The sequence below is a fragment of the Sinimarinibacterium flocculans genome, from assembly GCF_003201205.1.
Lineage (GTDB): Bacteria > Pseudomonadota > Gammaproteobacteria > Nevskiales > Nevskiaceae > Solimonas > Solimonas flocculans.
Window position 1 is genome coordinate 151,780 of record NZ_QICN01000006.1, and the last position, 23,262, is coordinate 175,041.

At 69.1% G+C, this 23,262-nt stretch carries 25 protein-coding genes; 13 read left to right on the forward strand and 12 right to left on the reverse strand.

Annotated features, from left to right (window positions below; translation table 11 throughout):
• Nucleotides 1-7: 7 nt before the first annotated feature.
• From C8D93_RS12180 to C8D93_RS12195, 4 genes are all read right to left on the reverse strand, one after another.
• Complete coding sequence (locus C8D93_RS12180; RefSeq protein ID WP_110265473.1) at nucleotides 8-1,990, reverse strand: BCCT family transporter; 1,983 nt, start codon at nucleotides 1,988-1,990, stop codon at nucleotides 8-10.
• A gap of 14 nt (nucleotides 1,991-2,004) precedes the next feature.
• Nucleotides 2,005-3,111, reverse strand: a complete 1,107-nt coding sequence (locus C8D93_RS12185) for a putative porin (RefSeq protein ID WP_211307314.1) — start codon at nucleotides 3,109-3,111, stop codon at nucleotides 2,005-2,007.
• A gap of 74 nt (nucleotides 3,112-3,185) precedes the next feature.
• Nucleotides 3,186-3,914: a YceI family protein gene (locus tag C8D93_RS12190; RefSeq protein WP_110265474.1), complete on the reverse strand. Its 729-nt coding sequence runs from the start codon at nucleotides 3,912-3,914 to the stop codon at nucleotides 3,186-3,188.
• Nucleotides 3,914-4,513 carry a 2-hydroxychromene-2-carboxylate isomerase gene (locus C8D93_RS12195; protein ID WP_110265475.1) on the reverse strand — a complete coding sequence of 200 codons (600 nt, stop codon included), beginning with the start codon at nucleotides 4,511-4,513 and terminating at the stop codon, nucleotides 3,914-3,916. Before C8D93_RS12195 ends, C8D93_RS12190 begins: the two co-directional genes overlap by 1 nt.
• Nucleotides 4,514-4,686: 173 nt before the next feature.
• Between C8D93_RS12195 and C8D93_RS12200 the strand changes: the two genes are divergently transcribed.
• Nucleotides 4,687-5,466, forward strand: coding sequence for a proteasome-type protease (locus C8D93_RS12200; protein ID WP_110265476.1), 780 nt, complete (start codon nucleotides 4,687-4,689; stop codon nucleotides 5,464-5,466).
• A gap of 31 nt (nucleotides 5,467-5,497) precedes the next feature.
• Here C8D93_RS12200 and C8D93_RS12205 read toward each other — a convergent pair whose 3' ends face one another.
• Entirely contained in the window at nucleotides 5,498-6,433 is a 936-nt protein-coding gene (locus C8D93_RS12205) for an alpha-E domain-containing protein (RefSeq protein ID WP_110265477.1), read from the reverse strand.
• A 31-nt stretch (nucleotides 6,434-6,464) separates the two neighbouring features.
• Nucleotides 6,465-8,021: a circularly permuted type 2 ATP-grasp protein gene (locus C8D93_RS12210; RefSeq protein WP_110265478.1), complete on the reverse strand. Its 1,557-nt coding sequence runs from the start codon at nucleotides 8,019-8,021 to the stop codon at nucleotides 6,465-6,467.
• A 155-nt stretch (nucleotides 8,022-8,176) separates the two neighbouring features.
• Here C8D93_RS12210 and minC point away from each other — a divergent pair, with 155 nt between their 5' ends.
• The 4 genes from minC to C8D93_RS12230 all read left to right on the forward strand — a co-directional run bounded on the left by minC (nucleotide 8,177) and on the right by C8D93_RS12230 (nucleotide 10,909).
• Entirely contained in the window at nucleotides 8,177-8,863 is a 687-nt protein-coding gene (gene minC, locus C8D93_RS12215; protein ID WP_110265479.1) for a septum site-determining protein MinC, read from the forward strand.
• Between the two features lie 74 nt (nucleotides 8,864-8,937).
• Complete coding sequence (gene minD, locus C8D93_RS12220; protein WP_110265480.1) at nucleotides 8,938-9,747, forward strand: septum site-determining protein MinD; 810 nt, start codon at nucleotides 8,938-8,940, stop codon at nucleotides 9,745-9,747.
• Nucleotides 9,748-9,757: 10 nt separating this feature from the next.
• Nucleotides 9,758-10,012 carry a cell division topological specificity factor MinE gene (gene minE, locus C8D93_RS12225; RefSeq protein ID WP_110265481.1) on the forward strand — a complete coding sequence of 85 codons (255 nt, stop codon included), beginning with the start codon at nucleotides 9,758-9,760 and terminating at the stop codon, nucleotides 10,010-10,012.
• A 120-nt stretch (nucleotides 10,013-10,132) separates the two neighbouring features.
• Nucleotides 10,133-10,909, forward strand: a complete 777-nt coding sequence (locus C8D93_RS12230) for a ferredoxin--NADP reductase (RefSeq protein WP_110265482.1) — start codon at nucleotides 10,133-10,135, stop codon at nucleotides 10,907-10,909.
• A 6-nt stretch (nucleotides 10,910-10,915) separates the two neighbouring features.
• Here C8D93_RS12230 and C8D93_RS12235 read toward each other — a convergent pair whose 3' ends face one another.
• On the reverse strand, nucleotides 10,916-12,232 hold the full coding sequence (locus C8D93_RS12235; RefSeq protein ID WP_110265483.1) for a YihY/virulence factor BrkB family protein: 1,317 nt from the start codon (nucleotides 12,230-12,232) through the stop codon (nucleotides 10,916-10,918).
• Between the two features lie 207 nt (nucleotides 12,233-12,439).
• Here C8D93_RS12235 and C8D93_RS12240 point away from each other — a divergent pair, with 207 nt between their 5' ends.
• Both C8D93_RS12240 and C8D93_RS12245 read left to right on the forward strand, forming a co-directional pair.
• Entirely contained in the window at nucleotides 12,440-12,877 is a 438-nt protein-coding gene (locus C8D93_RS12240; RefSeq protein ID WP_245903899.1) for a hypothetical protein, read from the forward strand.
• Nucleotides 12,878-12,987: 110 nt separating this feature from the next.
• Entirely contained in the window at nucleotides 12,988-13,281 is a 294-nt protein-coding gene (locus tag C8D93_RS12245) for a hypothetical protein (RefSeq protein WP_110265485.1), read from the forward strand.
• A gap of 19 nt (nucleotides 13,282-13,300) precedes the next feature.
• Here the strand turns inward: C8D93_RS12245 and C8D93_RS12250 are convergent, their stop codons facing one another.
• From C8D93_RS12250 to C8D93_RS12260, 3 genes are all read right to left on the reverse strand, one after another.
• Nucleotides 13,301-13,624 carry a hypothetical protein gene (locus C8D93_RS12250; protein ID WP_110265486.1) on the reverse strand — a complete coding sequence of 108 codons (324 nt, stop codon included), beginning with the start codon at nucleotides 13,622-13,624 and terminating at the stop codon, nucleotides 13,301-13,303.
• Nucleotides 13,625-13,783: 159 nt separating this feature from the next.
• A complete protein-coding gene (locus tag C8D93_RS12255; protein WP_110265487.1) occupies nucleotides 13,784-14,377 on the reverse strand; it encodes a MarC family protein in 594 nt (197 codons plus the stop codon).
• Between the two features lie 12 nt (nucleotides 14,378-14,389).
• Entirely contained in the window at nucleotides 14,390-15,274 is an 885-nt protein-coding gene (locus C8D93_RS12260) for a phosphoribosylaminoimidazolesuccinocarboxamide synthase (RefSeq protein ID WP_110265488.1), read from the reverse strand.
• 156 nt (nucleotides 15,275-15,430) lie between these two features.
• Here C8D93_RS12260 and C8D93_RS12265 point away from each other — a divergent pair, with 156 nt between their 5' ends.
• From C8D93_RS12265 to trpE, 6 genes are all read left to right on the forward strand, one after another.
• Nucleotides 15,431-16,777, forward strand: a complete 1,347-nt coding sequence (locus tag C8D93_RS12265; RefSeq protein WP_170124014.1) for an arylsulfotransferase family protein — start codon at nucleotides 15,431-15,433, stop codon at nucleotides 16,775-16,777.
• Entirely contained in the window at nucleotides 16,774-17,043 is a 270-nt protein-coding gene (locus C8D93_RS12270; RefSeq protein WP_245903900.1) for a hypothetical protein, read from the forward strand. The genes C8D93_RS12265 and C8D93_RS12270 overlap by 4 nt, the downstream gene beginning before the upstream one ends.
• A 14-nt stretch (nucleotides 17,044-17,057) precedes the next feature.
• Complete coding sequence (locus C8D93_RS12275) at nucleotides 17,058-17,798, forward strand: hypothetical protein (RefSeq protein ID WP_110265491.1); 741 nt, start codon at nucleotides 17,058-17,060, stop codon at nucleotides 17,796-17,798.
• Between the two features lie 15 nt (nucleotides 17,799-17,813).
• A complete protein-coding gene (locus C8D93_RS12280) occupies nucleotides 17,814-19,016 on the forward strand; it encodes a sulfotransferase (RefSeq protein WP_110265492.1) in 1,203 nt (400 codons plus the stop codon).
• Between the two features lie 54 nt (nucleotides 19,017-19,070).
• Nucleotides 19,071-19,763: a ribulose-phosphate 3-epimerase gene (rpe, locus tag C8D93_RS12285; RefSeq protein ID WP_110265493.1), complete on the forward strand. Its 693-nt coding sequence runs from the start codon at nucleotides 19,071-19,073 to the stop codon at nucleotides 19,761-19,763.
• 108 nt (nucleotides 19,764-19,871) lie between these two features.
• Nucleotides 19,872-21,305: an anthranilate synthase component I gene (gene trpE / locus C8D93_RS12290; protein ID WP_110265494.1), complete on the forward strand. Its 1,434-nt coding sequence runs from the start codon at nucleotides 19,872-19,874 to the stop codon at nucleotides 21,303-21,305.
• A 172-nt stretch (nucleotides 21,306-21,477) separates the two neighbouring features.
• Here the strand turns inward: trpE and C8D93_RS12295 are convergent, their stop codons facing one another.
• Both C8D93_RS12295 and trxA read right to left on the reverse strand, forming a co-directional pair.
• Nucleotides 21,478-22,917, reverse strand: coding sequence for an efflux transporter outer membrane subunit (locus tag C8D93_RS12295; RefSeq protein WP_110265495.1), 1,440 nt, complete (start codon nucleotides 22,915-22,917; stop codon nucleotides 21,478-21,480).
• Nucleotides 22,914-23,255 (reverse strand): thioredoxin, encoded by a 342-nt coding sequence (trxA, locus tag C8D93_RS12300; RefSeq protein ID WP_110265496.1) that lies wholly within the window; start codon nucleotides 23,253-23,255, stop codon nucleotides 22,914-22,916. Before trxA ends, C8D93_RS12295 begins: the two co-directional genes overlap by 4 nt.
• Nucleotides 23,256-23,262 lie beyond the last annotated feature (7 nt).

Here is a 23,262-nt window from a genome sequence, read left to right on the forward strand (position 1 = left end):
TGCCGGCTCAGCCGACCGCCTGCAGGAAGTGCAGGTGGCGCTGGTAGTGATCGAGGACGTCGCCGATCACGTCCTCACGGCGCCAGTCCATGATGTCGTAGTCCTGACCGCCTTCGCGCAGGTGCACCTCGGCGCGGTAGTACTTCATCTGCGCCTGCCGGTCGCTGCGCGTGTCGCGCAGGATGAAGGCCGGCGGCTCGTAGGCGCGCGGTCGCACCGAGTAGAAGAAGTCGATGGCTGCGCCGTGACCGACCTCGACCCAGACGCGGCCGTCGTCGCCGTTGCCGACGCGGGCATCGAGCTGCTTGCTGCGCAGCTCGGCGGCCACGTCCTCCAGCGCCGGTCGCACCGTCTGTTCGAGGTAGGCGAGCACCTCGCTTCGCGAAGGCTGGTGCACGATGCCGCTGAGGCGCTTCTGCCAGCTCAGTGTCTGCGGGCTGCGGGCGCCGATGCGGATGTCGCGCAGGCTCAGACGCTTGTAGCCCTCGATGCGCAGGGCACGCAGCAGTCCCCAGCACATGACGATCATGACCAGGGCGAACGGCAGGGCGCTGGCGATCGTCGCGGTCTGCAGGGCGTTGAGGCCGCCGGCGACGAGCAGGGTCGCGGCGACGATGCCTTCGATCACGGCCCAGAAGATGCGCTGCCACAGCGGCGATTCCTCCTGGCCGCCCGAGGTCAGCATGTCGACCACCAGCGAACCGGAGTCCGACGACGTGACGAAGAAGGTGACGACGAGCAGCGTCGCGATCAGCGAGGCGATGCCGGACAAGGGCAGGTACTCGAAGAACTTGAACAGCGCCACTGACGTGTCGGCGGCCACGGCCTCGGGAAGTTCGCCGATGCCGCGCATCATGACCATGTGGATCGCCGTATCGCCGAAGAAGGTCATCCACATGAAGGTGAAGCCGACCGGCACCAGCAGCACGCCGACGACGAACTCGCGGATCGTGCGGCCGCGCGACACGCGTGCGATGAACATGCCGACGAACGGCGACCAGGCGATCCACCAACCCCAGTAGAACAGGGTCCAGCCGCCGATCCAGCCGCTGGGTTCGTAGGCGTAGAGGTTGAAGGTCATCTCGAACAGGTTCGACAGGTACATGCCGGTGTTCTGCACGAGGGTTTGCAGCAGGAACACCGTCGGCCCGGCCACGAGCACGAAGGCCAGCAGCAGCACCGCGAGCACCATGTTGAGCTCGGAGATGCGGCGGATGCCGCTGTCGAGCCCGAGGCCCACCGACAGCGTCGCCACCGCAGTGATGCCGGCGATGAGGGCGATCTGCACGCCGGTGGAAACCGGCACCTCGAACAGGTAGTGCAGGCCGCTGTTGACCTGGATCACGCCGAAGCCCAGCGACGTGGCGACGCCGAAAATCGTGCCTAGCACCGCGAAGGTGTCGGCGGCATGTCCGATCGGCCCGTGGATGCGCTCGCCGATCAGCGGATAGAAGGCCGAGCGGATCGTCAGCGGCAGCCCGTGGCGGAAGGCGAAGAAGGCCAGCGACAGGGCCACCACCGCGTAGATCGCCCAGGCGTGCATGCCCCAGTGGAACATCGTGATGCGCATCGCCTGGCGCGCCGCCTCCACCGTCTGCGCGTCGCCGGCCGGCGGATCGGCGTAGTGCATGATCGGTTCGGCGACGCCGAAGAACATCAGGCCGATGCCCATGCCGGCCGAGAACAGCATCGCGAACCACGAGGTGTAGCTGTAATCCGGTTCGCTGTGGTCCGGTCCGAGCTTGATGCGGCCGTAGCCCGAGGCCGCGAGCAGCACGACGAATACCAGGAAACCGGCGACGGCCAGCACGTAGAACCAGCCGGCGGTGTCGACGACCCAGTTCTGCACCGCGCCGAACACGCGGTCGGCGGACTCGGGTGCCGAGGCGGCGTAGGCGACGAAAGCCAGCGTCAGGATCGCCGAGGCGAGGAACACCGGCGGATTGATGCGGATCCAGCTGCGCGCGGGGGCGGCGTTGCGCTCGCTCATGGTCGGTGGCGTCCCTAGAAGTACAGGCCGAGATTGACGTTCAGGCGCGAGCGCCAGCGGTCGCCGCCCGGCTCGCGGATGCCGACGCCGGGACCGCCGACGAACCACATGTTGTGTCCGGCGATCCAGTCGACGTAGGTGAACATCGGCCCCTTGGCGAAGCTGCAGCCGCTGACGTTCTGCCAGGAGTCGCGCAGGCCGGGGCCGTCGACCTGTGTCGTGCTCAGGTCGTTGTAGCAGGTGATGGCGTCCAGCCAGCCGGTGCGCGGCAGCGCGTAGGCGAGGTTGGCGGTCAGCACATCGGCTTCGGCGGCGATCTCGAACGGGAACATGAAGGCCGACAGCGCGATGCGGTCGCCGTCGACGCCGTAGTCGTAGTGCGCCCACTGCAGTTGCAGCGACCAGTCGCCGCGGACCAGTTCCGCATGCACGGCTGTGCCCCAATGCACATCGTCGCCGCCGGTGGCGCGGTTCTCGATGCGGCCGACGAAGGCCGATCCGCCGGCCTCGCCACGCCAGCCGTCGCCGTCGAGATCGCGGGCGTAACGCAGATGCACGCGCTCGGCTTCGCGGTACGGCAGGGCGTCGGTGGTCGCCACGTCGAAGGAATAGCGGTCGAATTCGCCGCCGTTGCGGTACTCGTCGCCGGCGAACAGCGCCAGATGCCAGCGCCGGTCATCGCGCGCGTCGCGCCAGACCGCCCCGAGGTCGTAGTCGTCCTCGATGCCGAGGTAGTAGCCGGAACCGAACCAGAAGCCGTGAGAGGCATACGGCAGCAGCCCGAACGGCACCTGCACGACGCCGGCGCGCAGGTCGCGCGCCTCGTCGACGCGCCAGCCGAGCCAGGCGTGGTGGATCGCGTCGAAGTCCTCGTACCAGCGGTACTGCAGCGAGAAGAACAGCGCACCCTGCTCGCCGCTGGCGTCGACCCGCAACAGCTCCAGATCGAAGGCGCCGTCGCCCTTGTCAGGGCCGTAGTCGAGCCAGCCGTAGTTGAAGCGGGCGGCGCCGCCGAGCCGCCAGTCCTGCTCGTTGTCGTCGCCGGCGGCCGATGGCTGCGGCAGCATCGTCCACAACAGCAGGCCGGCGACGACGCTCCGGTTTCGCGCTGCGCTTGGCATCTTGCGGTGCCCCCGCTGGTCGATCGAATGAGCGGCCCATTATACGGATCGGGTTTTGCAGCTCTGTCAATGACTTACGGCTCGTTGCGCCATTTTTGTGCGCGGAGGTCGAAGCGCACCCCGACGGGATCCTGTACCGCGACGAGGCCGCCGAGAATCGACAACGGCGTGATGCCGAGGTCGGTCTGCCGCAGCACCAGTTCACCGCGCGCGCGCAGGCCCTCGTCGTCGCGGTCGACCTGCAGCAGCACGTCGTCCTCGTGGCGCCGGCCGCGCCAGTCGACGGCGATGCGCGCCACCAGCACCGGCCAGTCGCCTTCCACGCGCAGCGCGTGAAGATGCAGCGCGGGGGCGTTCGCGGCGTCGAGCACGCGCTCGCCGAGCATGTTGCGACGGGTGCCGGCGATGTCCGATTCGGATCGCGGACCGGCGAAGCTGCCGCCGGTAGCTTCGCGAAGCGCGGGGTCGTCGATGGTCAGCGCATCGAAGGCGAAGCGCAGGTCGAAATGCGCCGACGTCGCGGCCTCGCCGTCGAGACTCACGTAGCCGTCGAAGTCCGGCGCCGACAGCACATGGTTGTGGCCGAGCGGCGCCGCGCGCCCGCCGCGAAACACGTAGATACGGACGTCAGACGCGGCCGGATCGACGCGATAGACGGTATGCCCCTGCGCCCGTCGCCGGGCGTAGAGCGCTTCGAGGTCGGGCGTCGCAACGGTCTGTGCGGGCGCCGCAACGCGCGGCGCCGGGCTCTGGCAGGCGGCGAGCAGCGCGACCAGCCCGGTGAGCAGGGCCGCGCGGCGCATCAGGCGGCGAGTCGCCCGCTGAGCACTTCCTCCATCAGCTCGAAGCGGTCGTTGCCCCAGAACATGGTCTTGCCGACGAAGAAGGTCGGTGCGCCGAATACGCCGCGCTCGACGGCCTCGGCGGTATTGGCCTTGAGGCGGTCCTTGGCAGCCGGGGTCTGCGCCTGCGCGAGCAGGGCCTCGCCGTCCCAGCCGAGCGTGGCCGCGACGGCCTTGAGCACGTCCGGCTGGCCGATGTCGCGGTCTTCGGTCCAGTACGCCTGCATGACCGCCAGCGCCCAGCGGCCGATGTCGGCGTCCGCCAGCGTGCAGGCGACGCGCAGCGAGCCCAGGCTCGCCACCGGGAAGACCGACGGAAAGCGGAAGGGCACGCCGTAGTGCTGCGCCCACAGGCGCAGGTCCTGGAACAGGTACTTGCCCTTGGCCGGGATCGTCGCCGGCGCGCGGTTGCCGGTGGCTTCGAAGGCCTTGCCGAGCAGGAACGGCTTCCAGACCACGCTGGCGCCGTAGCGCGCGGCGAGCGCCTCGATCTGGGTCGCAGCAAGGTAGGTGTAGGGGCTGGCCGAGTCCCAGTAGAACTCGATCTGCGCGGCGGTCATCGGCGGTCTCGCAGGTCAGGGGCGGGACCGAGTCTTGCACGGGGGTTTTCGGCGGCACAAGTTGTGCGAGAGGGCCTGCGATGGCGCGATGACGTGCGCGGTCGCTGCGCCTACACTACGCCGCCGCGCCGGTACCCGCCGCCGCCCGAACCCCTGCCGGAACGCTGCACCGCATGACGTACTGCGTCGCCATCAAGGTCAACGAGGGACTGGTCTTCGCCGCCGATACCCGCACGAGCGCGGGCGTCGATGACGTGCGCACCTACAACAAGCTGCATGTCTTCGAGTTCGCCGGCGAACGCGTGTTCACGGTGCTGTCGGCCGGCAACCTGGCGACGACCCAGGCCGTGCTCGCGCACCTCAAGCGTGATCTCGACGATCCCGCCGCCGCCGTGAGCCTGCGCAACGTGCGCCACATGTTCGACGCGGCGGAGTACGTCGGCGCGGTGTCGGTCAAAGCGCAACGCGACACCGCCGCACACATGCAGCTTGGCAATACCGTCGATCTGCGCACCACCCTGATCCTGGGGGGGCAGATCCAGGGCGAGGAACCGGCGCTGTACCTGATCTACCCCGAGGGCAACTGCATTTCCAGCTCGCCGGAAACGCCGTACCTGCAGATCGGCGAGAGCAAGTACGGCAAGCCGATCCTCGACCGCGTCATCCGTCCGTCATTGCCGCTCGAGGACGCCGCACGCTGCGCCCTGGTGTCGCTGGATTCGACGATGAAGTCGAACATCTCGGTCGGACCGCCGATCGATCTGGCGATGCTGCCGCGCGATGCGCTGCGCATCACGCACACCCTGCGGCTCGACCTGGACACGCCGCTGCTGGCGCAGTTGCGAGAGGCCTGGGGGCAGGCCCTGATGTCGGCCTTCCGCAGCCTGCCGCGCTTCGACTGGGAGATGTCGGACGCGCAGGGCAGCCTGCTGCGGGATGAAGTCGACGACTGACGGGGCCGACGACTGACAGGCGACTTGCGGCTCAGGCCTTGAAGTAACTCGCGGCAATCGCCTCGTGCAGTTTGCCGATGCCGACCTGCACCTCGTCGAGCCAGTCGTGCAGCCCGGACTCCACCAGCCTTTCGATGTTGGCGTCGCGCACGACCGCCCCGGTGCGCTCCAGTGCGCGTTCGGCAGCGCGGCTCGGCGGCAGCTTCGGCAGCGTCGCGCCGATCATGTTCAGGCAGAACATCACCGAGCGCGGAAACTCGCGGTCCTGTAGCAGGTAGCGCAGCACCGCGGTGCCGCGCACGCGTGCCCGCTCGTGGCGGCGATACATGTGGTAGGCGGTCAGCGAGTTGAGCACGCTCATCCACTGGATGTTCTGGAACGGGCGCAGTGCTTCGTCGGCGGCGCGCGGCTTGATCAGGCTCGACGTGCGCACATCGATGATGCGCGTGGTCATGTCGGCCTGCTCCAGATTGGTGCCGAGCCGCATGAACTGGAAGCCGACGTCGTGGCTCATGCTGGCGATAAGGATGCCGTAGGTCATCAGCGCCGCATCGAGCACGTGCTGCAGCAGGTCCTGACGCCGGCTGCGCGTCAACAGGCGCTCGCCGCCTTCCTGCAGGATGAGGTGCACGTTGTTGATGTGCTCCCAGGTCTCGTGCGGCATCGACTCGCGCACGGTGCGCAGGATCTCGCGCGCGCTGGCCAGCGACGAGGCGACCGAGCCCGGGTTGTCGGCGTCGAGCACGAGGAAGCGCACGACGTCCGCCTCGGCATAGCCGGTCCCGTAACGCGCCCGGAACAGGTCGTCGACGCCCATGATCTCGACCAGCGCCGACCAGCCGACAGCGACGTTGCGCGGCAGGTCGAGCACCAGGTTCGAATGCACCACAATGGCGCGCGCGGTGTTCTCGGCACGCTGGATGTAGCGTCCGAACCAGTACAGGTCGTCGGCGACACGCGAAAGCATCAGCGACGCTCCAGGGAAGACGTGACCGGCGTCATCCGGGTCTCCGGCGGCGGGCGGGCCGGGCTGCCGATCCCTGCGACTGCGTCTGCCGTCCGCCCTTCTGCGCCTGGGTCTGCACCTGCACGGGGGGCTCCGTTTCGCCGTCGAGGTCGACGATCCAGGTGTCCTTGGCACCGCCGCCCTGCGAGCTGTTGACCACCAGCGAGCCCTTGGTCATCGCCACGCGCGTCAGGCCGCCGGTGGTGACGTAGACCGAGTCGCCGCGCGACAGGATGAACGGACGCAGGTCGAGATGCCGCGGCTCGATGCCGTCCTCGGTCAGCGTCGGCGCCGTCGACAGCGACAGCGTGGGCTGCGCCATGTAGTTGCGCGGGTTGGCGCGGATCAGGTCCGCGAATTTCTCGCGTTCCTTCTTCGACGCGCGCGGGCCGATCAGCATGCCGTAGCCGCCGGATTCGTTGGCCGGCTTGACCACGAGCTTGTCCAGGTTCGCCAGCACGTGCTCGCGATCTTTCTTGCGCATGCATAGCCAGCTCGGCACGTTCGGGAGGATGGCGTCCTCGCCAAGGTAGTACTTGATCATGGCGGGCACGAAGGCGTAGACCACCTTGTCGTCGGCCACGCCGGCACCCGGCGCATTGACCAGCGCGACCTTGTTCTTGAGCCATGCGCGCATCAGACCCTTGACCCCGAGCACCGAGTCCGGCCGGAACGCCTCGGGGTCGAGGAACAGGTCGTCGATGCGCCGGTAGATGACGTCGACGCGCTTGGGGCCGTAGACCGTGCGCATGTAGACGATGTCATCGTCGCCGACGAAGAGGTCCGGGCCCTCGACCAACTCGATGCCCATCTGGCGCGCGAGCCAGGAGTGCTCGAAGTAGGCGGAGTTGTAGATGCCCGGCGTGAGCAGCGCGATGCTCGGCTGGTTGCCCGGGCGCGGCGACATCGCCGCCAGCATGTCGTAGAGCTGCGCCGGGTAGTCGTCGACCGGCAGGATGCTGCCGGTCTCGAACAGCTCCGGGAACACGCGCTTGGTCACCAGCCGGTTCTCCACCATGTAGCTGACGCCGGACGGGACGCGCAGGTTGTCCTCGAGCACGTAGAGCGTGCCGTCCAGGTCGCGCACGAGGTCGGAGCCGCAGATGTGGGCCCAGACGCCGTGGCGTGGTTTCATGCCGACGCACTGCGGTCGGAAGTTGACCGACTCCTTGAGCAGCGACGCCGGGAAGACCTTGTCGCGGACGATCTTCTGCTCGCCGTAGATGTCCTGGATGAAGTGGTTAAGGGCCTGGACGCGCTGCTTCAGGCCGGCCTCGGTGCGCGCCCATTCGCGGCTGGTGATCGCGCGCGGAATCACGTCGAACGGCCACGAGCGGTCGACGTTGCGGCCCTCCGAGTAGACCGTGAAGGTCACGCCCATGATCTTGATCGCCAGCTCGGCGGCGAGGCGCCGTTCGGCGAGTTCCGCCGCGCCGAGGTTGCCGAGGTAGTCGACGAGCCGGCGCGCGGCGGCGCGCGGTTGGCCGGGCTTTTCGAACAGCTCGTCGTGATAACCGTTGCAGCGGTACTGGTGCCAGTCGATCGCCATACGCGGTTGCGAGAGGGAGTTCCCCGGTTCGTGGACGGCTCTGCCTGAACGCTTCAATAGCATGTTGGGGGGCGGAAGCAAAACACGAGCCAGTGCCCGCGGAGCCGGCCGGCGGCCGCGGGCCGTGTACAATCCGGCAACCGCACGAAGCCGTCATGACGTCGAACAAAGCGCTGGAATTCAAGGGCCGCATGCTGTCGCTGACACGCGCGCGCATCCTCGACCCCGATCCGAACGCGATCAGCACGCAGTTGCAGGAGTTCGCCCGCCAGATGCCGCAGGCGGTCCGGGGCATGCCGGTGATGCTGGAGGCCGATCGTGCGGTTCCGATCGAGGGGGTGATCGCCGCGATGCGCGAGGTCGGAATGCAGCCGGTCGGCGTTGCCGACGGTCCGCTGGCCGGTGCGGCAGCGGCCTGCGGGCTCGCGGTGCTGCCGGCGGACGGCGGCCAGCGAAGTCGCAGCGCAGCGGTTCCGGCCGAGCCGGCGCCGGCGGCGCCCGCACCGCGGCGTTCGGCGCGCATCGTCACCGAGCCGGTCCGCTCGGGACAGCAGATCTACGCGGCCGAGGGTGACCTGATCGTGCTCAGCACGGTCAGCGCCGGGGCCGAAATCGCCGCCGACGGCTGCGTGCACGTCTACGGCGTGCTGCGCGGCCGCGCGATCGCCGGGGCACGCGGCGATGCCGACGCCCGCATCTTCTGCCGGCGCTTCGAGGCCGAGCTGGTGGCGGTGGCGGGTGTCTACGCCGTCGCCGAGCAGATGCAGGGCGAACTGCGCCGGCAGGCCGTGCAGGTCTGGCTGGCGGACGGCAAGCTGCGCATCGAGCGCCTGGAAGGCTGATCGATCGTGGACAGGACAAATGGATGGCTCCGGCGCGCACCGGAGCATGGGAAGACCGGAATCAGGAGAACGCCTTGGCAAAAATCGTCGTCGTGACCTCGGGCAAGGGCGGGGTCGGCAAGACCACCACCAGCGCGTCCTTTGCCACGGGCCTGGCCATGCGCGGCCACAAGACCGCGGTGATCGACTTCGATGTCGGTCTGCGCAACCTCGACCTCATCATGGGGTGCGAGCGTCGCGTCGTGTTCGACTTCGTCAATGTGATCCAGGGCGAGGCGACGCTGCGCCAGGCGCTGATCAAGGACAAGCAGCACGAGAACCTCTACATCCTCGCGGCAAGCCAGACCCGCGACAAGGACGCGCTGACCGCCGACGGCGTCGGCCGCGTGCTCGAGGAGATGTCCAAGGAGTTCGAGTACATCGTCTGCGACTCGCCGGCCGGCATCGAGAAGGGTGCACACCTGGCGATGTATCACGCCGACGAGGCCCTGGTCGTGACGAATCCCGAGGTGTCGTCGGTGCGCGACTCGGATCGCGTGCTCGGGCTGCTGTCGAGCAAGACGCGCAAGGCCGAGAGCGGCGACGGTCGCGTCAAGGAACACCTGGTGCTCACGCGCTACAACCCCGCGCGCGTGGCCAAGGGCGAGATGCTGTCGGTGGATGACGTCAAGGAGATCCTGGCGATCCCCCTGCTCGGTGTCGTGCCCGAATCGCAGGCGGTGCTGACCTCGTCGAATGCCGGCACGCCGGTGATCGTCGACAAGGCGTCCGATGCGGGACTCGCCTACGACGACGTGGTCGCGCGCTTCCTCGGCGAGGAGCGTGCGCATCGATTCCTCACGGCCGAGAAGAAGGGGCTGCTCGGCCGCCTGTTCGGACCCTGAGGAGGGCGCTATGGACTGGCTCAAATTCTTCCGATCCGAACCCAAGAACACCGCGGCGCTTGCCAAGGAGCGTCTCAAGGTCGTCGTCGCGCATCAGCGCGACGGCCGTTCCAATGCACCGGCCTACCTGCCGAAGCTGCGCGAGGACATCCTCGCGGTCGTGCGCAAGTACGTGCAGGTTCCGGACACGGCGGTCAACGTGCACGTGCAGCGCGAGGCCGGGCTCGAGGTGCTGGAGATGAACATCACGCTGCCGGAGATGTGACGCCCGGCGCGGGCTCTGCTGCCCCGGCGATCTTTCGTTAGAACGAACGCATCGCGGGGGCTGACGCGGCCGGTTCCGCTGCGTAAGGTGCGCGCTCATCACTGTTCACCGGGTTGCAGCATGGTTGCCTTCGCCAACGAGACCGTCCTCAACGTCCGTCACTGGAACGAGTCGCTGTTCAGCTTCACGACGACGCGTGACAGCGCATTGCGCTTCCGCAATGGCCACTTCGTCATGGTCGGCATGCCGGTCGAAGGGCGGCCGCTGCTGCGCGCGTACAGCATCGCCAGCCCCAATCACGACGAGACGCTGGAGTTCTTCAGCATCAAGGTGCCCAACGGGCCGCTGACCTCGCGCCTGCAGCATCTGAAGAGTGGCGACCAGATCCTCGTCAGCCGCAAGCCGACCGGGACGCTCGTGCTCGACGACCTCAAGCCGGGTCGGCACCTGTACCTGCTGGCGACCGGCACCGGCCTCGCGCCGTTCCTGAGCCTGATCCGCGATCCCGACGTCTACGAGCGCTTCGAGAAGGTGGTGCTGGTGCACGGCGTGCGCCGCGTCAGCGATCTCGCGTACTACGACTACATCCGCGACGAGTTGCCGCAGCACGAGTTTCTCGGCGAGCAGGTGCGGGCGCAGCTGATCTACTACCCGACGGTCACCCGCGAACCCTTCGAGCACCAGGGACGGCTCACGGAGCTGATCGAGAACGGCCGGCTCGCTGCCGACATCGGCCTGCCGCCGCTCAATCCGCAGACCGACCGCGTGATGATGTGCGGCAGCCCGGGGATGCTCGCGGACACCAGCGCGATCCTGGATGCGCGCGGCTTCTCGATCTCGCCGCACATCGGCACCCCCGGCGACTACGTCATCGAGCGCGCCTTCGTCGAGAAATAGGCCGGCTCAGTCGCCGCTGCCGTCGCGGCTCAGCCAGCGGCGCAGCGACAGGGGGCCGGTGCGTTCCTCGAAGGACTTCTCGGCGGCGCCGAGCAGGTCCGCGACCTCACGACCGAGCTCGTCCCCCGGTTGCGGCAGCGTGCTGGCGCCGGCACGCGCAAGCCGCCACAGCCGCGCCAGCTCGATCGAGTCGAGATCCATGCCCGGAATCAGCTGCGTGCGGTCGTGCCCGGTCTCGACGAGCAGGCCGTGGAACAGCAGCACCTCGACGACACGGGCGACGTGGTCGGGTTCGGCGTGCAGCGCCAGCGCCAGTTCCTCCTGCGTGTAGCCGGGCCTGCCGGCCATGAAGCGCCGGCCGGTCAGGCCCATGATCATCAGTGCGAGGTACTCGGTGGCGCGCCCCGACAGGCTGGCCGGCGTCCGTCGCGGCTTGAGGTGCTCGGGGTGCTGGATGTAGAACGCGAGCTGGCAGCCGATCAGCAGGATCAGCCAGCCGACGTAGAGCCAGATCAGCAGGAAGATCACGATCGCGAAGCCGGAGTACACCGCGTTGTAGTTCGGTGCGTGCGCGACGAAGGAGGCGAACGCCGTACTGCCGGCCTGCCACAGCACGCCGGCGAGCAGTCCGCCGAGCGCCGCGGCGCGAAGGCGCACGCGCGTGTTCGGCACGAAGGCGTAGAGGAAGGTGAAGGCGCCGATGATCAGTGCGTACGGGAGCAGGCGTGCGGCGATGAAGATCAGCAGGCCGAAGGGTTCGATGCTGCCGATGCGCAGCATGACCGCGCTGTTGAAGATGCTCGCGGTCACGCCCAGCGCCGCGAACACCGCGACCGGCCCGACGGTGAGCACGGCGAAGTATTCGCCGAGGCGCTGCGACAGCGGCCGCGGCCGCTCGATGCGCCAGATGAAGTTGAACGCCGACTCGACCTTCTGGATCAGCGACAGCGCTGCATAGAACAGCAGCGCGACGCCGAGCGAGCCGAGCACGCCGACGCGGATGTTCTCGACGAAGCCGATGACGTTCGCCGAAATGTCTTCGGCCTGGGCGCCGAGCGGACGCAGCAGCTCGAGCAGCACCGGCTCCAGCGAGTTGTGCACACCCAGCGCCTTGAGCACCGAGAACGCCAGCGCCAGCAGCGGGACGATCGACAGCAGGGTCGTGTAGACCAGGCTCATCGCCCGCATGTTGAGCTGGCCTTCGATCAGGTCGCGCGCGAGCACGAAGCCGTAGCGGCCGAGCACGACCAGGCGCTTGGGGTAGCGCGCCGAAGCCTCGAGATCCCAGAGCAGCTCGCGCAGCCGTTGCAGGTAGCGATCCATGGCGCGGGAGCATACCGGATCGGTCTTTTCCGGCCGCCGGCGGGCGCCCGGGCCGGGGCGTTCCCGCGCGCCGCCCGTCGGTAGTTGACAGCCTCCGGGTGCGCCAATATGATGCAGCGCAACAAATGTTGCATCGCAGCATTTCAGTGGTCTCTACCGTGTGGATTTGTCTTTCGAGGAGGGTGTGAAGTGAATGTGGAATCGCTCGTGAACGATGTGAAGACGCGTGCCGACGTGGTCGTGACGCGTGGCCAGGACGTGATCGAGGCCGGCGTGGAAACGCTCAAGGCCGCCAACGCGATCATCGTCGACGGCGTGCAGACGGTCGTGCAGACCAACGTCGCCGCCGGCAAGGAACTCGTGAATCTGGCCCAGGCCAGCTTCGAGAAGGCCAAGGCCGACGGCATCAAGGCCGTTGCCAGCAACCCGATCGCCTACCTGCCGGAAGGCAAGAACACCGTGGTCGGCGCCTACAGCGACAGCCTGTCGACCTTCTCCAAGGCCGGCGACCAGCTGGCGAAGACGCTGAAGAGCGGCTACGGCAGCATCAGCGCCAAGATCAATGGCGAGGCGCCGAAGGCCGCGGCGAAGAAGACCGCGCGCAAGACCACCGGCAAGGCGCGCAAGGCCGCGGCAGCCGCCTAAGGGGGGCAGGCTTGCCGTAACGCGGGTTTCGCCGCCGGCCCGTCCGGTGGCGGCAAGGGGTTGGGGATTCTTTCCTCAACCCCTTTTTTGTTGATCGAAAGCGTGACTCCATGACGTCGCACCGCCCCCGACAAGCTGCACCGATCGACCGTCTGCTGGACGGTCTAGCCCTGATCGCCCTGCATGAGGCCGATGCCCTCAACGCGCATCTCAACGCCGCCGGCGAGCGCCTGCGGCTGGCCTGGCAGGCGCGCAGCGCGCGCGAACTGCTGCGCGACCAAGTGGATCTGCTGCCGGAATCGCGCAATCGGCTGCGTCGCGATCACGCGGTGCGGCGGCAGCTCTGGCAGGGCCTCGCCCGGGATCTGCGCGGCGGCGCCCGGCGTCTGCGGCGCGCGCGCTGATCGCCCGCTGATCGTCCGTTCAGGGCGTGGCGTCGTCGCGCTGCTTGCGACGCTTGCCGGCGCGGCCGCTCGCCGTCCGCCTTCGCGGCTTGGCCGGCGCCGCCGCGGCCGCCTGTTCCTCCTCGGCGATGCGGATGCGGGCGATCAGTTTCTGGAACGCCGGGTTCTTGCGCAGCGTGCCGAGGTTGGTCTTGACGAAGCCTGCCGCGTCGAACTCGCTGGCCGCCCCCGCCAGCTCGCGCACGAAACCGACCACATCGGACGGCAGCGCGCTGACGTCGGGCAGGCCGAGGAAGCGGCGCAGCTCATCCGGGCGAACGTCGATTTCGATCTTGATCTGCATGGCTTCACTCCTCGGGTTCGGACTCTGGCGGCGGTCACCGACGCTGCGGTCGTGCAGTCCGCCGCCGATGTGCAGGAGCGGCGCTGCGTGGTCGCGGCAGCATAGCCGCGGCTGCGCGAACGCGGCTAGGAGCCTGCGCGGTTCCTGTCGCCCGGGCTCCTAGCGATGCAGCAGCCACCACTGGGAGATGCCGCCCATGAGCATCTCGACCGCGATGGTGACGAGGATCAGACCCATCAGGCGTTCGACCGCGGTCAGTCCGCGCACGCCGAGGATGTCGCGCAGGCGCGTGGCCGCGAGCATCGCCGGCAGACACAGGCCCCAGGCCAGCAGCAGCGCGCCGGTCCACTCGATCCAGCGTCCCGGCTCGCGGCTCATCAGCAGCAGCACCGTGGCCAGTGCCGACGGCCCGGCGATGTAGGGAATCGCCAGCGGCACGATGAAGGGCTCGGCGGAGACCTCCTCGTGCAGCGAGTGATCGCGCGACGGGAACACCATGCGCAGCGCGATGATCATCAGGATGATGCCGCCGGCCGCCGACAGGGCCGGCTGCGACAGGCCGAGCAGGCGCAGCATCTGTCCGCCGAGAAACAGGAACAGCAGCAGCACGGCCAGCGCGATCAGCATCTCGCGCAGGATCACCTTGCGCTGGCGCTCCGGCGGCACCTGCTTGAGCGCCGACAGGAACAGCGGGATGTTGCCGAGCGGGTCCATGACCAGGAACAGCAGGACGGCGGCGGAGACGAAGCTCATTGTCGGGACCGCTCAGTCGCCGGTCAGCAGGCGCTGCGCTTCTCGATACTTGGCCGCGCTCTTGTCGATGATGTCCTTCGGCAGCTGCGGGCCGGGCGCCTGCTTGTTCCAGTCCAGCGTTTCCAGGTAGTCGCGCACGAACTGCTTGTCGAAGCTCGGCGGGCTGATACCGGGACGGTAGGTCTCGGCCGGCCAGAAGCGTGAGGAGTCCGGCGTGAGCGCCTCGTCGATCAGGTGCAGCACGCCGTGCTCGTCGAGGCCGAACTCGAACTTGGTGTCGGCGATGATGATGCCGCGCTCGCGCGCGTACTCGGCGGCTTCGGCATAGAGGCGCAGCGTGGTGTCGCGCACCTGTGCAGCGAGGTCCGCGCCGATGCGGCGTTCGACCTCGGCGAAATCGATGTTCTCGTCGTGCTGGCCGACCGGGGCCTTGTCGGCCGGCGTGAAGATCGGCTGCGGCAGCCGGTCGGCGAGCTGCAGTCCCGGCGGCAGGGCGATGCCGCAGACGGCGCCGGTCCTGTTGTAGTCCTTCCATCCCGAGCCGATCAGATAGCCGCGGGCCACCGCCTCGATCGGCAGCGCCTTGAGCTTGCGCACGACGTTGCAGCGGCCGGCGACCTGCTGCAGTTCCGCCGGCGTCAGGTGGCTGGCGAGGTCGATCTCGGGCGCGAGATGGTTCGGCAGCACACCGGCGAAACGCGCCATCCAGAAGTTGCTGACCGCGGTGAGCACCGCGCCCTTGCCGGGGATCGGCTGCGGCAGGATCACGTCGAAGGCCGACAGGCGGTCGCTGGTCACGATCAGCAGGTGATCGTCGCCGAGCGCATAGATGTCGCGCACCTTGCCGCGGTGCACGCGCGGCAGGCTGGTGATCGAGGATTCGTACAGAGCGTTCATGGCGCGGCCCGGCGGTGAGGCGCGCATTGTGGAGAAGCGGTGCAGGGGGGTAAAGCCCTGCGGCGCCGGGGTTTCAGCCGATGTTCAGTGCGGCGCGACTACGGTGGCCATCGTGGAACAGGGCCCTTGCATGGGCCATCACGACCGATGACGCCGATGACCGATCGCCTCTTCAATGTGCTGTCCGTACTGGCCCTGAGCCTGCTGGCCTTTCTCGGCGGTGCCTGGGTGGTGCTCGCCGAGCGCTTTCCCGCGGACTGGCTGCGCGACGCGCACCTGGCGGGGCGCGCACTGCTGCAGCAGCGCAGCGGCGCATCCGATCCGTATGCGTCCGACCTGTGGCGCGAAGCGCGCAGCGCGCGTCGCGGCGTCACCGTGAGCGATCCGGCACGCATGCAGCCGGGTTACACGCTGTACACCTCCGGGCACACGCAGGGCGCGCTGCTGATCGATGCCGACGGCACCGTGGTGCACGAATGGAAGCTGCCCTACGAGCAGATCTGGGATGCGCAGTCGTCGTCGGTGCGCAAGCCGGTGGCCGGGACACACATCTACTTCCGCAAGGCCGTGCTCCATCCGAACGGCGACCTGCTCGCGGTCTACGACGGCGTCGGCGACACGCCGCACGGCTACGGCCTGGTCAAGATGGACCGCGAGTCGCGGGTCATCTGGACCTATCTGCAGAACGCCCACCATGACGTCGACGTCGCGCCGGACGGCCGCATCTTCACGCTGACGCACGAGATCGTCGACGAGGCATTCGAGCCGCGGCTGCACCTGAAGCCGCCGCGCATCGACGACTTCGTCGTCGAGCTGTCGGCCGAGGGGCGGGAGCTGCGCAAGATCCCGCTGCTGCAGGCGCACGACGGCACGCCTTACCTGCGCCTGCTCGACCGCTCGCCGTGGTACCTGGGGCGCAGCGGCGACTACCTGCATACCAACACGATCGACTACATCGACGCCGGCATCGCGCGGCACTTCGACTTCGCCCGCGAGGGCCAGCTGCTGCTGTCGATGCGCGAGACCGGCGCCATCGCGGTCCTCGACCCGGATCGCGGCAAGCTCGTGTGGGCCATGCGCGGCTCCTGGGTCGGCCAGCACGATCCGGACATGCTCGACAACGGACACATCCTGCTGTTCGACAACAACGGGCATTTCGGCACGCATGGACAGTCGCGCGTGATCGAGATCGACCCGAAGGATGAACGGATCGTCTGGAGCTACGCCGGCAGCGCCGACGCGCCGCTGGACAGCCGCATCCGCTCCGCGCAGCAGCGGCTGGCCAACGGCAACACCCTGATCACCGAGTCCGACGGCGGTCGCCTGCTCGAGGTGACGCAGCAGGGCGAGATCGTCTGGGAGTACGTCAACCCCGTTCGCGGAGGCGAGGGCGAGCGCCTGATTCCCGTGGTCTCCTGGGGACAGCGCATCGACGCCGCCGGTCTCGAAACCGCGTTCCGCGGACATCTGGAACAGCAACGCAACAGGAGGATCCGGTCATGAATCGCATCGTGAGTCTGGGTGTCGCCAGCGTCTGCGCGCTGGTCGCGTGGCCGGCGACGGCCTATATCGGTCCCGGTGCCGGCCTGAGTCTGGTCGGTGCGCTGTGGGCCGTCATCGCCGCCATCGGCGCGGCCCTGTTCTTCGTGCTCGCCTGGCCCCTGCGACGGATGATGCGCCGGCGTCGCGTTGAACAGACCGCGGATGCGGCGGCGGCGGCCGATGCGCCGCCGGGCCCGGTGCGGACGCGGCCGCACGACGGACACTGACGCGGGTCGCGGCCATGGACTGGCTCGAACTGCCGCCACGTGCGCTGGGCTGGGTCGACCTGCAGATGTCGGCGATGCTCGGTCCGGCGATGCGCCTGACGCTGTGGAGCGTCGTGGGCGGCGCGCTGACCATGCTGCTGTATGGCGCCCTGTCGCCGCAGCGGCGTATCGCCGCGGCCAAGCGCGAGCTGGCCGTGGCTCGCGACCGGCTCGACCGCTTCGATGGCGAGATGCACGAAGCGCTGCCGCTGATGCGGCGGATGCTCGGCAGCGCCTTCAGGCAGCTCGGGCTGGTCGTCGTTCCGGCGCTCGTGGCGCTGCTGCCGATGATCCTGCTCGCGTCCTGGCTCGCCCAGAGCTACGGACACGTCTTTCCCCAGGCACAGCAGCCTGTCGCCGTTCGCGCCGAGCCGGCACCGCTGCAGGCGCAGTGGCGGCCGGCGCAGTCCCGGCGCGACGGGCGGACCGAGCCGCCGCGCGTGAGTCTGCGCGACGACGCGGGCCGCCCGCTCGGTGAGGTCGAGATGCAGGCCCCCGTGCCGGTGCTGGCCAAGCGCACCTGGCGCACGGCCATGATCGTGGGGCCGCTCGGGTTCCTGCCGGATGGACAGCCGGTCGACCGGGTCGAGATCGACCTGCCGCGCCGGGAGTTCATCGCCTGGGGGCCGCAGTGGATGCGGGGTTGGGAGTTCCTGTTCTTCGGCGTGCTGACCGTGGTCGCACTGGGACTGAAGCGCGCCCTGCGCCTGCAATGAGCGAGTGAGACCGACATGAACACTCAAGCTTCTTCCGATCGGGCCGCGACGACGTCGTTTGCCGTGCCGGCCTGGGTCGACTGGCTCGGCGGTTCCGTCGCGCGCCGGCCGCGGCTGTGGCAGCGGCTCGGCCGCCTGGAGTCGTCCGCCTTGCGCGAGCGCATCCAGGCCACGCCGATCCAGGCGCCGGTCTACGTCAGCGGCCTGGCCCGTTCGGGCAGCACCGTGCTGCTGGAAATGCTGGCCGCCCATCCGGACATGGCGACGCATCGCTATCGCGACTTTCCGCTGGTGTACACGCCGTGGTGGTGGAACCGCTTTCTCGACCGCGCGCAGCGCCCGCCGGCCGCAGCGACGGAACGTGCGCACGGCGACGGCATCCTGGTCACGCCGGACAGTCCGGAGGCCGTCGAGGAGGTGCTGTGGATGGGCTTCTTCCCGCACCTGCACCGGCCGGGGGCCAGCGACGTGCTCGGCTTCATGACCGATGCGCCGGTGTTCGAGGACTTCTACCGCGACCACCTGCGCAAGCTGCTGCTGCTGCGCGGCGGCCGGCGCTATCTGGCCAAGGGCAACTACAACACCACGCGCATCGAGTACCTGCTGAACCTGTTTCCGGATGCGCGCTTCGTCCTGCCGGTGCGCGAGCCCGCGGCGCATGTCGCCTCGCTGATGCGCCAGCACCGGCGGTTCGCCGAGCGTCACGCCGCGGACCCGCGCGCGCTGCGCTACATGAGCCGGCTCGGACACTTCGAGTTCGGGCTCGATCGTCGCCCTGTTCACATCGGCGATGGATCGGAGGCATCGGCCATCGCGGCAGCCTGGGCCGCCGGTCGCGAGGCGGAGGGCTATGCTCGGGCATGGAACGACCTGTACCGCTTCGTGGCCGACCGTCTCGACGCCATGCCCGCGCTGCGCGAAGCCGTGCTGATCGTGCGCCACGAGGATCTGTGCATGGAGCCGGAGCGCAGCCTGCGCCGCCTGTTCGCGCACTGCGCGCTCGATGCCGGGCCGGCCTACTTCGAGCGTTGCGTGGCCCAGTTGCGCTGCGGCGCCGTCGGCGGACCGGGGCTCGACGCGTCGGATCGCCAGATCATTCAGCAGATCACCGCGGAAACGGCGGCGCGTTACGGCTACGGCCGCGGCGCCGGCATCGCCACGCCGCCGCTGCGCACCGCCCGCTCCGAGGACCCGTTCTCGCGGCGCCTGACGGGCTGAACCGGGGCCGGTTCGTTCTGGAATAATGGCGGCCCTTTTCGTCCGGGACCGCCCATGGCCAGGCTCGCGCCGCTGATCGCCCCCAGCATCCTCTCCGCCAACCTCGCCCGTCTCGGCGATGACGTGGAGCGCGTGCTCGCGGCCGGCGCCGACATCGTCCACTTCGATGTCATGGACAACCACTACGTGCCGAACCTGACCTTCGGTCCGGCGATCTGCGAGGCCTTGCGCAAGCACGGCATCACTGCGCCGATCGACGTGCACCTGATGGTCGAGCCGGTCGACGCACTCGCCGCGCTGTTCGCCAAGGCCGGGGCGAGCTACATCACCTTTCACCCGGAAGCGACGCGGCATATCGACCGCAGCCTGCAGGCGATCCGCGACGCCGGCTGCAAGGCGGGCCTGGTGTTCAACCCGGCGACGCCGCTGGACTGCCTGAAGTACGTCATGGACAAGGTCGACATGGTGCTGCTGATGTCGGTCAACCCGGGCTTCGGTGGCCAGAGCTTCATCCCGGCCTCGCTGGACAAGCTGCGCGAGGCGCGTGCGCTGATCGACGCCTACACCGCGTCCCACGCCGGTCGCGAGATCCGGCTGGAGATCGACGGCGGCGTGAAGGTCGACAACATCCGCGAGATCGCGGCCGCCGGGGCAGACACCTTCGTCGCCGGCAGCGCGATTTTCGGGGCGACGGACTACGCGGCTACAATCGCCGCGATGCGGGCCGAGATCGCCCGCGCGGCCTAGCCCGGCAGAACGAATCGATGAATCGGAAGCGTCCGGAACGGCGGTGGTGGCGATGGTGCTGAAGCACCGTCGATTCCTCCTGCACGCCTTTTTCCGAGACCTCTTCCGATGACTGCCTACAACCGCATTGCCCTGACCCGCGAACTGCCGGGCGACCTCGATACGCCCGTCGGCGCCTATCTGCGCCTGGCGCATGGGCCCTACAGCTTCCTGCTCGAATCGGTGCAGGGCGGGGAGCGGTGGGGGCGCTATTCCTTCATCGGCCTGCCGTCGCGCGAGGTGCTGCGCATTCGCGGTCACGCCGTGGAGCTGCGCCGCGACGATGCCGTGGTCGAGCAGCTCGAAACCGACGACCCGATCGCCTGGGTCCGTGCGTACGCGGCACGCTATCGCGTGCGCCCCGAGCCCTCGCTGCCGCGCTTCTCCGGCGGTCTGGTCGGCTACTTCGGCTACGACTGCGTACGCTATTTCGAACCGAAGCTCGCGGCCACGCAGAAGGCCGATCCGCTCGGCACACCGGACATCCTGCTGATGCTCGCCGACGAGCTGGTGGTGTTCGACGCCCTGCGCGCCAGCCTGACACTGGTCGTGCACGCCGATCCGGACGACGCGGCCGACCTGGAGCGCGGCTACCGCCGGCTCGACGAGATCGAGGCGCAGCTCGCGGCACCGGCCGAACTGCCGCGTGCGCCGATGCACGCCGGCCCGGCGCTGCCGTTCACCTCCTGCTTCGGCGAAGCGCCGTTCAAGCAGGCCGTCGACCGGATCAAGGACTACATCGCCGCCGGCGACTGCATGCAGGTGGTGCCGTCGCAGCGTCTGACCGCACCGTTCGACGCCGATCCGGTGCAGCTGTATCGCGCGATCCGTCGTCTCAATCCGTCGCCGTATCTCTACTGCATGGACCTCGGCGATCACCACGTCGTCGGCTCCTCGCCGGAGATCCTGGTGCGTGTGGAGGATGGCGAGGTCACCGTGCGGCCGATCGCGGGCACGCGCAAGCGCGGAGCCAGCGAGGACGAGGACCGCGCGCTGGAGGCGGAGCTGCTCGCCGATCCCAAGGAGATCGCCGAGCACCTGATGCTGATCGATCTCGGCCGCAACGACGTCGGCCGCGTCAGCGAGACCGGCAGCGTGCGCCTCACCGAGAAGATGATCATCGAGCGCTACAGCCACGTCATGCACATCGTCTCGAATGTCACCGGCCGATTGAAGCCGGGCCTCGACGCCCTGCACGCGCTGGCCGCGACGTTTCCCGCCGGCACGCTGTCCGGCGCGCCCAAGGTGCGGGCGATGGAGATCATCGACGAGCTGGAGCCGGTCAAGCGCGGCATCTATGGCGGCGCGGTCGGCTATCTCGGCTGGGACGGCACGATGGACACCGCGATCGCCATCCGCACCGCGGTGATCAAGGACGGCCGGCTGCACGTCCAGGCCGGCGCCGGCATCGTCGCCGACTCCGACCCGCAGTCCGAATGGGACGAGACCATGAACAAGGCCGCGGCAATGCTGCGCGCAGCGGCCTCGGTGGAGCGGGCGTAGCGTCTCCTGCAGGCGGCTGAACCTTGTTCCCCTCTCCACCCGCTTGCGGGGGGAGAGGGCAGGGTGAGGGGGGCGCCGGCGGAGCCGGCGTCTCCGCGCTACGCGCGGCCCTCTCCCGTCCCTTCGGGACACCCTCTCCCGTGTGCGGGAGAGGGAAACTCAAATGCTTGCGCTAGCGCGCCGCAACATCCTGCGGCACGTCCCAGCCGCCGCCCAGCGACTTGTAGACCGCGACCAGCGCGGTTGCCGTCTCGGTGCGTGCGAGTGCGAGACGGTCCTCGGCCTCGAGCAGGCTGCGTTCGGCATCGAGCACATCGAGAAAGTCCGAAGCGCCGCCGTCGAAGCGAATGCGCGCGAGTTCGGCCGCACGGCTGCTGGCCTGGGCGCCGGTGTCGAGCAGGTCGAGCCGGCGTCGCAGCTGGCCGTAGGCGTGCAGGGCGTTCGCATGTTCCTCGAGCGCACGCAGCACGGTCTGTTCGTAGCGCGCGAGCGCGCCGTCGGCCCGCGCTTCGGCCTGGTCGATGCGCGCACGCACGCGGCCGAGATCGAAGGCGGCCCACGAGATGCGCGGCCCGAAGGCGTAGAACTCGCTGCCGGCATCGCCGATATCGCCGGTGTCGGCGACGGAGATGCCGACTTCGCCGACGAAGCGCACCTGCGGGAACAGCGCGGCGGTGGCGACGCCGATGTTGGCGGTGGCCGCGGCGAGTCGCCGCTCGGCCGCCGCCACGTCCGCGCGCCGGCGCAGCAGGTCTCCGGGCGCGCCGATCTGCACGAGGCGCGGCAGCGCCGGCAGCGCGGCGGTGGGCCGCAGCACGGCGTCGAGTGCCTCGGGCGTGCGCCCGGTCAGCACCGCAAGGCGGTGGATGGCGTTGCTCACGGCGATGCGCAGCTCGGGCAGGCGCGCCTGTGTCGCCTTGAGCTGGGCGATCGCGCGCGCATGATCGAGTTCGGTGCCGCTGCCGTGCTCGAGCCGCGCCTGCGTGTAGGCTGCCGTGCCCGCCTGGTTCTCGGCATTGCGCTGCGCCACCGACAGCCGGGTCTGGGCACCGCGCAGTTCGAAGTAGGTGCGTGCCAGCTCGGCGGCGACGCTGACCTGCGCGTGCTGCAGCTCGGCCGCGACCGCGGCTTCACCGGCGCGGGCGGACTCGTTGGCACGGCGTACCCGTCCGAAGAAGTCGAGCTCCCAGAAGGCATCGAAGCTCGCCTCGTAGAGTTCGCCCGTGCGCGCGTCGCGATCCAGCCCCGGGGCCTGCGCCGCGCTCTGCTGGCCGCGGACATAGCCGGCGCCGGCGCTGACGGTCGGCACCGCGTCGAGCCGCACCTCGCGGCGCAGCGCGCGCGCGGCATTGAGATTCGCCAGCGCGATGCGCAGCTCGGGGTTGGCCTGCTGGGCGTCGGCCTGCAGCGCGTCGAGCGTGGGATCGCCGAACACGGTCCAGAACCGGGCAACCGGTTCCGCGGTGCTGTAGTCGGCATCCCCGGACGGCGCCGCGGCCTCCACGGCGGGAGGCTGCGGCGCGCGGTAGTCCGGGCCCACCGCGCAGGCGGCGAGCGCACTCAGCGCGAAGCCGCCCAGGGTGGCGCGCACGCCGGTGGTGAGCGCGTTCATGCGGCCGCCAGGTGGGGCGCGACGAAGGCGTCGAGCCGGCTCTTGGGAACAGCGCCGGTCTGCGTGGCCGCCGGCACGCCGTTGCGGAACAGGATCATCGTCGGAATGCTGCGGATGCCGAGCGCCGCCGCGGTCTGCGGGTTGGCGTCGACGTCGAGCTTGACGACCTTGAGCCGGCCCGGGTGCTCGTCGGCGATCTGGTCGAGGATCGGCGCGACCATGCGGCACGGGCCGCACCACTCGGCCCAGAAGTCGACGAGGACCGGCTGCACCCAGCTCGCGAGTTTCACGTCCTGCTCGAAGCTGGCGTCGGTGGCGGCAGAGATCTGCGGGTTCATGGCGTAC

Excerpts from the sequence above, each read along its gene's own strand:
- C8D93_RS12180 (WP_110265473.1), bottom strand. The coding sequence starts at position 1,990 with ATGAGCGAGCGCAACGCCGCCCCCGCGCGCAGCTGGATCCGCATCAAT.
- C8D93_RS12185 (WP_211307314.1), bottom strand. The coding sequence starts at position 3,111 with ATGCCAAGCGCAGCGCGAAACCGGAGCGTCGTCGCCGGCCTGCTGTTG.
- C8D93_RS12190 (WP_110265474.1), bottom strand. The coding sequence starts at position 3,914 with ATGCGCCGCGCGGCCCTGCTCACCGGGCTGGTCGCGCTGCTCGCCGCC.
- C8D93_RS12195 (WP_110265475.1), bottom strand. The coding sequence starts at position 4,513 with ATGACCGCCGCGCAGATCGAGTTCTACTGGGACTCGGCCAGCCCCTAC.
- C8D93_RS12200 (WP_110265476.1), top strand. The coding sequence starts at position 4,687 with ATGACGTACTGCGTCGCCATCAAGGTCAACGAGGGACTGGTCTTCGCC.
- C8D93_RS12205 (WP_110265477.1), bottom strand. The coding sequence starts at position 6,433 with ATGCTTTCGCGTGTCGCCGACGACCTGTACTGGTTCGGACGCTACATC.
- C8D93_RS12210 (WP_110265478.1), bottom strand. The coding sequence starts at position 8,021 with ATGGCGATCGACTGGCACCAGTACCGCTGCAACGGTTATCACGACGAG.
- minC (WP_110265479.1), top strand. The coding sequence starts at position 8,177 with ATGACGTCGAACAAAGCGCTGGAATTCAAGGGCCGCATGCTGTCGCTG.
- minE (WP_110265481.1), top strand. The coding sequence starts at position 9,758 with ATGGACTGGCTCAAATTCTTCCGATCCGAACCCAAGAACACCGCGGCG.
- C8D93_RS12230 (WP_110265482.1), top strand. The coding sequence starts at position 10,133 with ATGGTTGCCTTCGCCAACGAGACCGTCCTCAACGTCCGTCACTGGAAC.
- C8D93_RS12235 (WP_110265483.1), bottom strand. The coding sequence starts at position 12,232 with ATGGATCGCTACCTGCAACGGCTGCGCGAGCTGCTCTGGGATCTCGAG.
- C8D93_RS12245 (WP_110265485.1), top strand. The coding sequence starts at position 12,988 with ATGACGTCGCACCGCCCCCGACAAGCTGCACCGATCGACCGTCTGCTG.
- C8D93_RS12250 (WP_110265486.1), bottom strand. The coding sequence starts at position 13,624 with ATGCAGATCAAGATCGAAATCGACGTTCGCCCGGATGAGCTGCGCCGC.
- C8D93_RS12255 (WP_110265487.1), bottom strand. The coding sequence starts at position 14,377 with ATGAGCTTCGTCTCCGCCGCCGTCCTGCTGTTCCTGGTCATGGACCCG.
- C8D93_RS12260 (WP_110265488.1), bottom strand. The coding sequence starts at position 15,274 with ATGAACGCTCTGTACGAATCCTCGATCACCAGCCTGCCGCGCGTGCAC.
- C8D93_RS12265 (WP_170124014.1), top strand. The coding sequence starts at position 15,431 with ATGACCGATCGCCTCTTCAATGTGCTGTCCGTACTGGCCCTGAGCCTG.
- C8D93_RS12270 (WP_245903900.1), top strand. The coding sequence starts at position 16,774 with ATGAATCGCATCGTGAGTCTGGGTGTCGCCAGCGTCTGCGCGCTGGTC.
- C8D93_RS12275 (WP_110265491.1), top strand. The coding sequence starts at position 17,058 with ATGGACTGGCTCGAACTGCCGCCACGTGCGCTGGGCTGGGTCGACCTG.
- C8D93_RS12280 (WP_110265492.1), top strand. The coding sequence starts at position 17,814 with ATGAACACTCAAGCTTCTTCCGATCGGGCCGCGACGACGTCGTTTGCC.
- rpe (WP_110265493.1), top strand. The coding sequence starts at position 19,071 with ATGGCCAGGCTCGCGCCGCTGATCGCCCCCAGCATCCTCTCCGCCAAC.
- trpE (WP_110265494.1), top strand. The coding sequence starts at position 19,872 with ATGACTGCCTACAACCGCATTGCCCTGACCCGCGAACTGCCGGGCGAC.
- C8D93_RS12295 (WP_110265495.1), bottom strand. The coding sequence starts at position 22,917 with ATGAACGCGCTCACCACCGGCGTGCGCGCCACCCTGGGCGGCTTCGCG.
- trxA (WP_110265496.1), bottom strand. The coding sequence starts at position 23,255 with ATGAACCCGCAGATCTCTGCCGCCACCGACGCCAGCTTCGAGCAGGAC.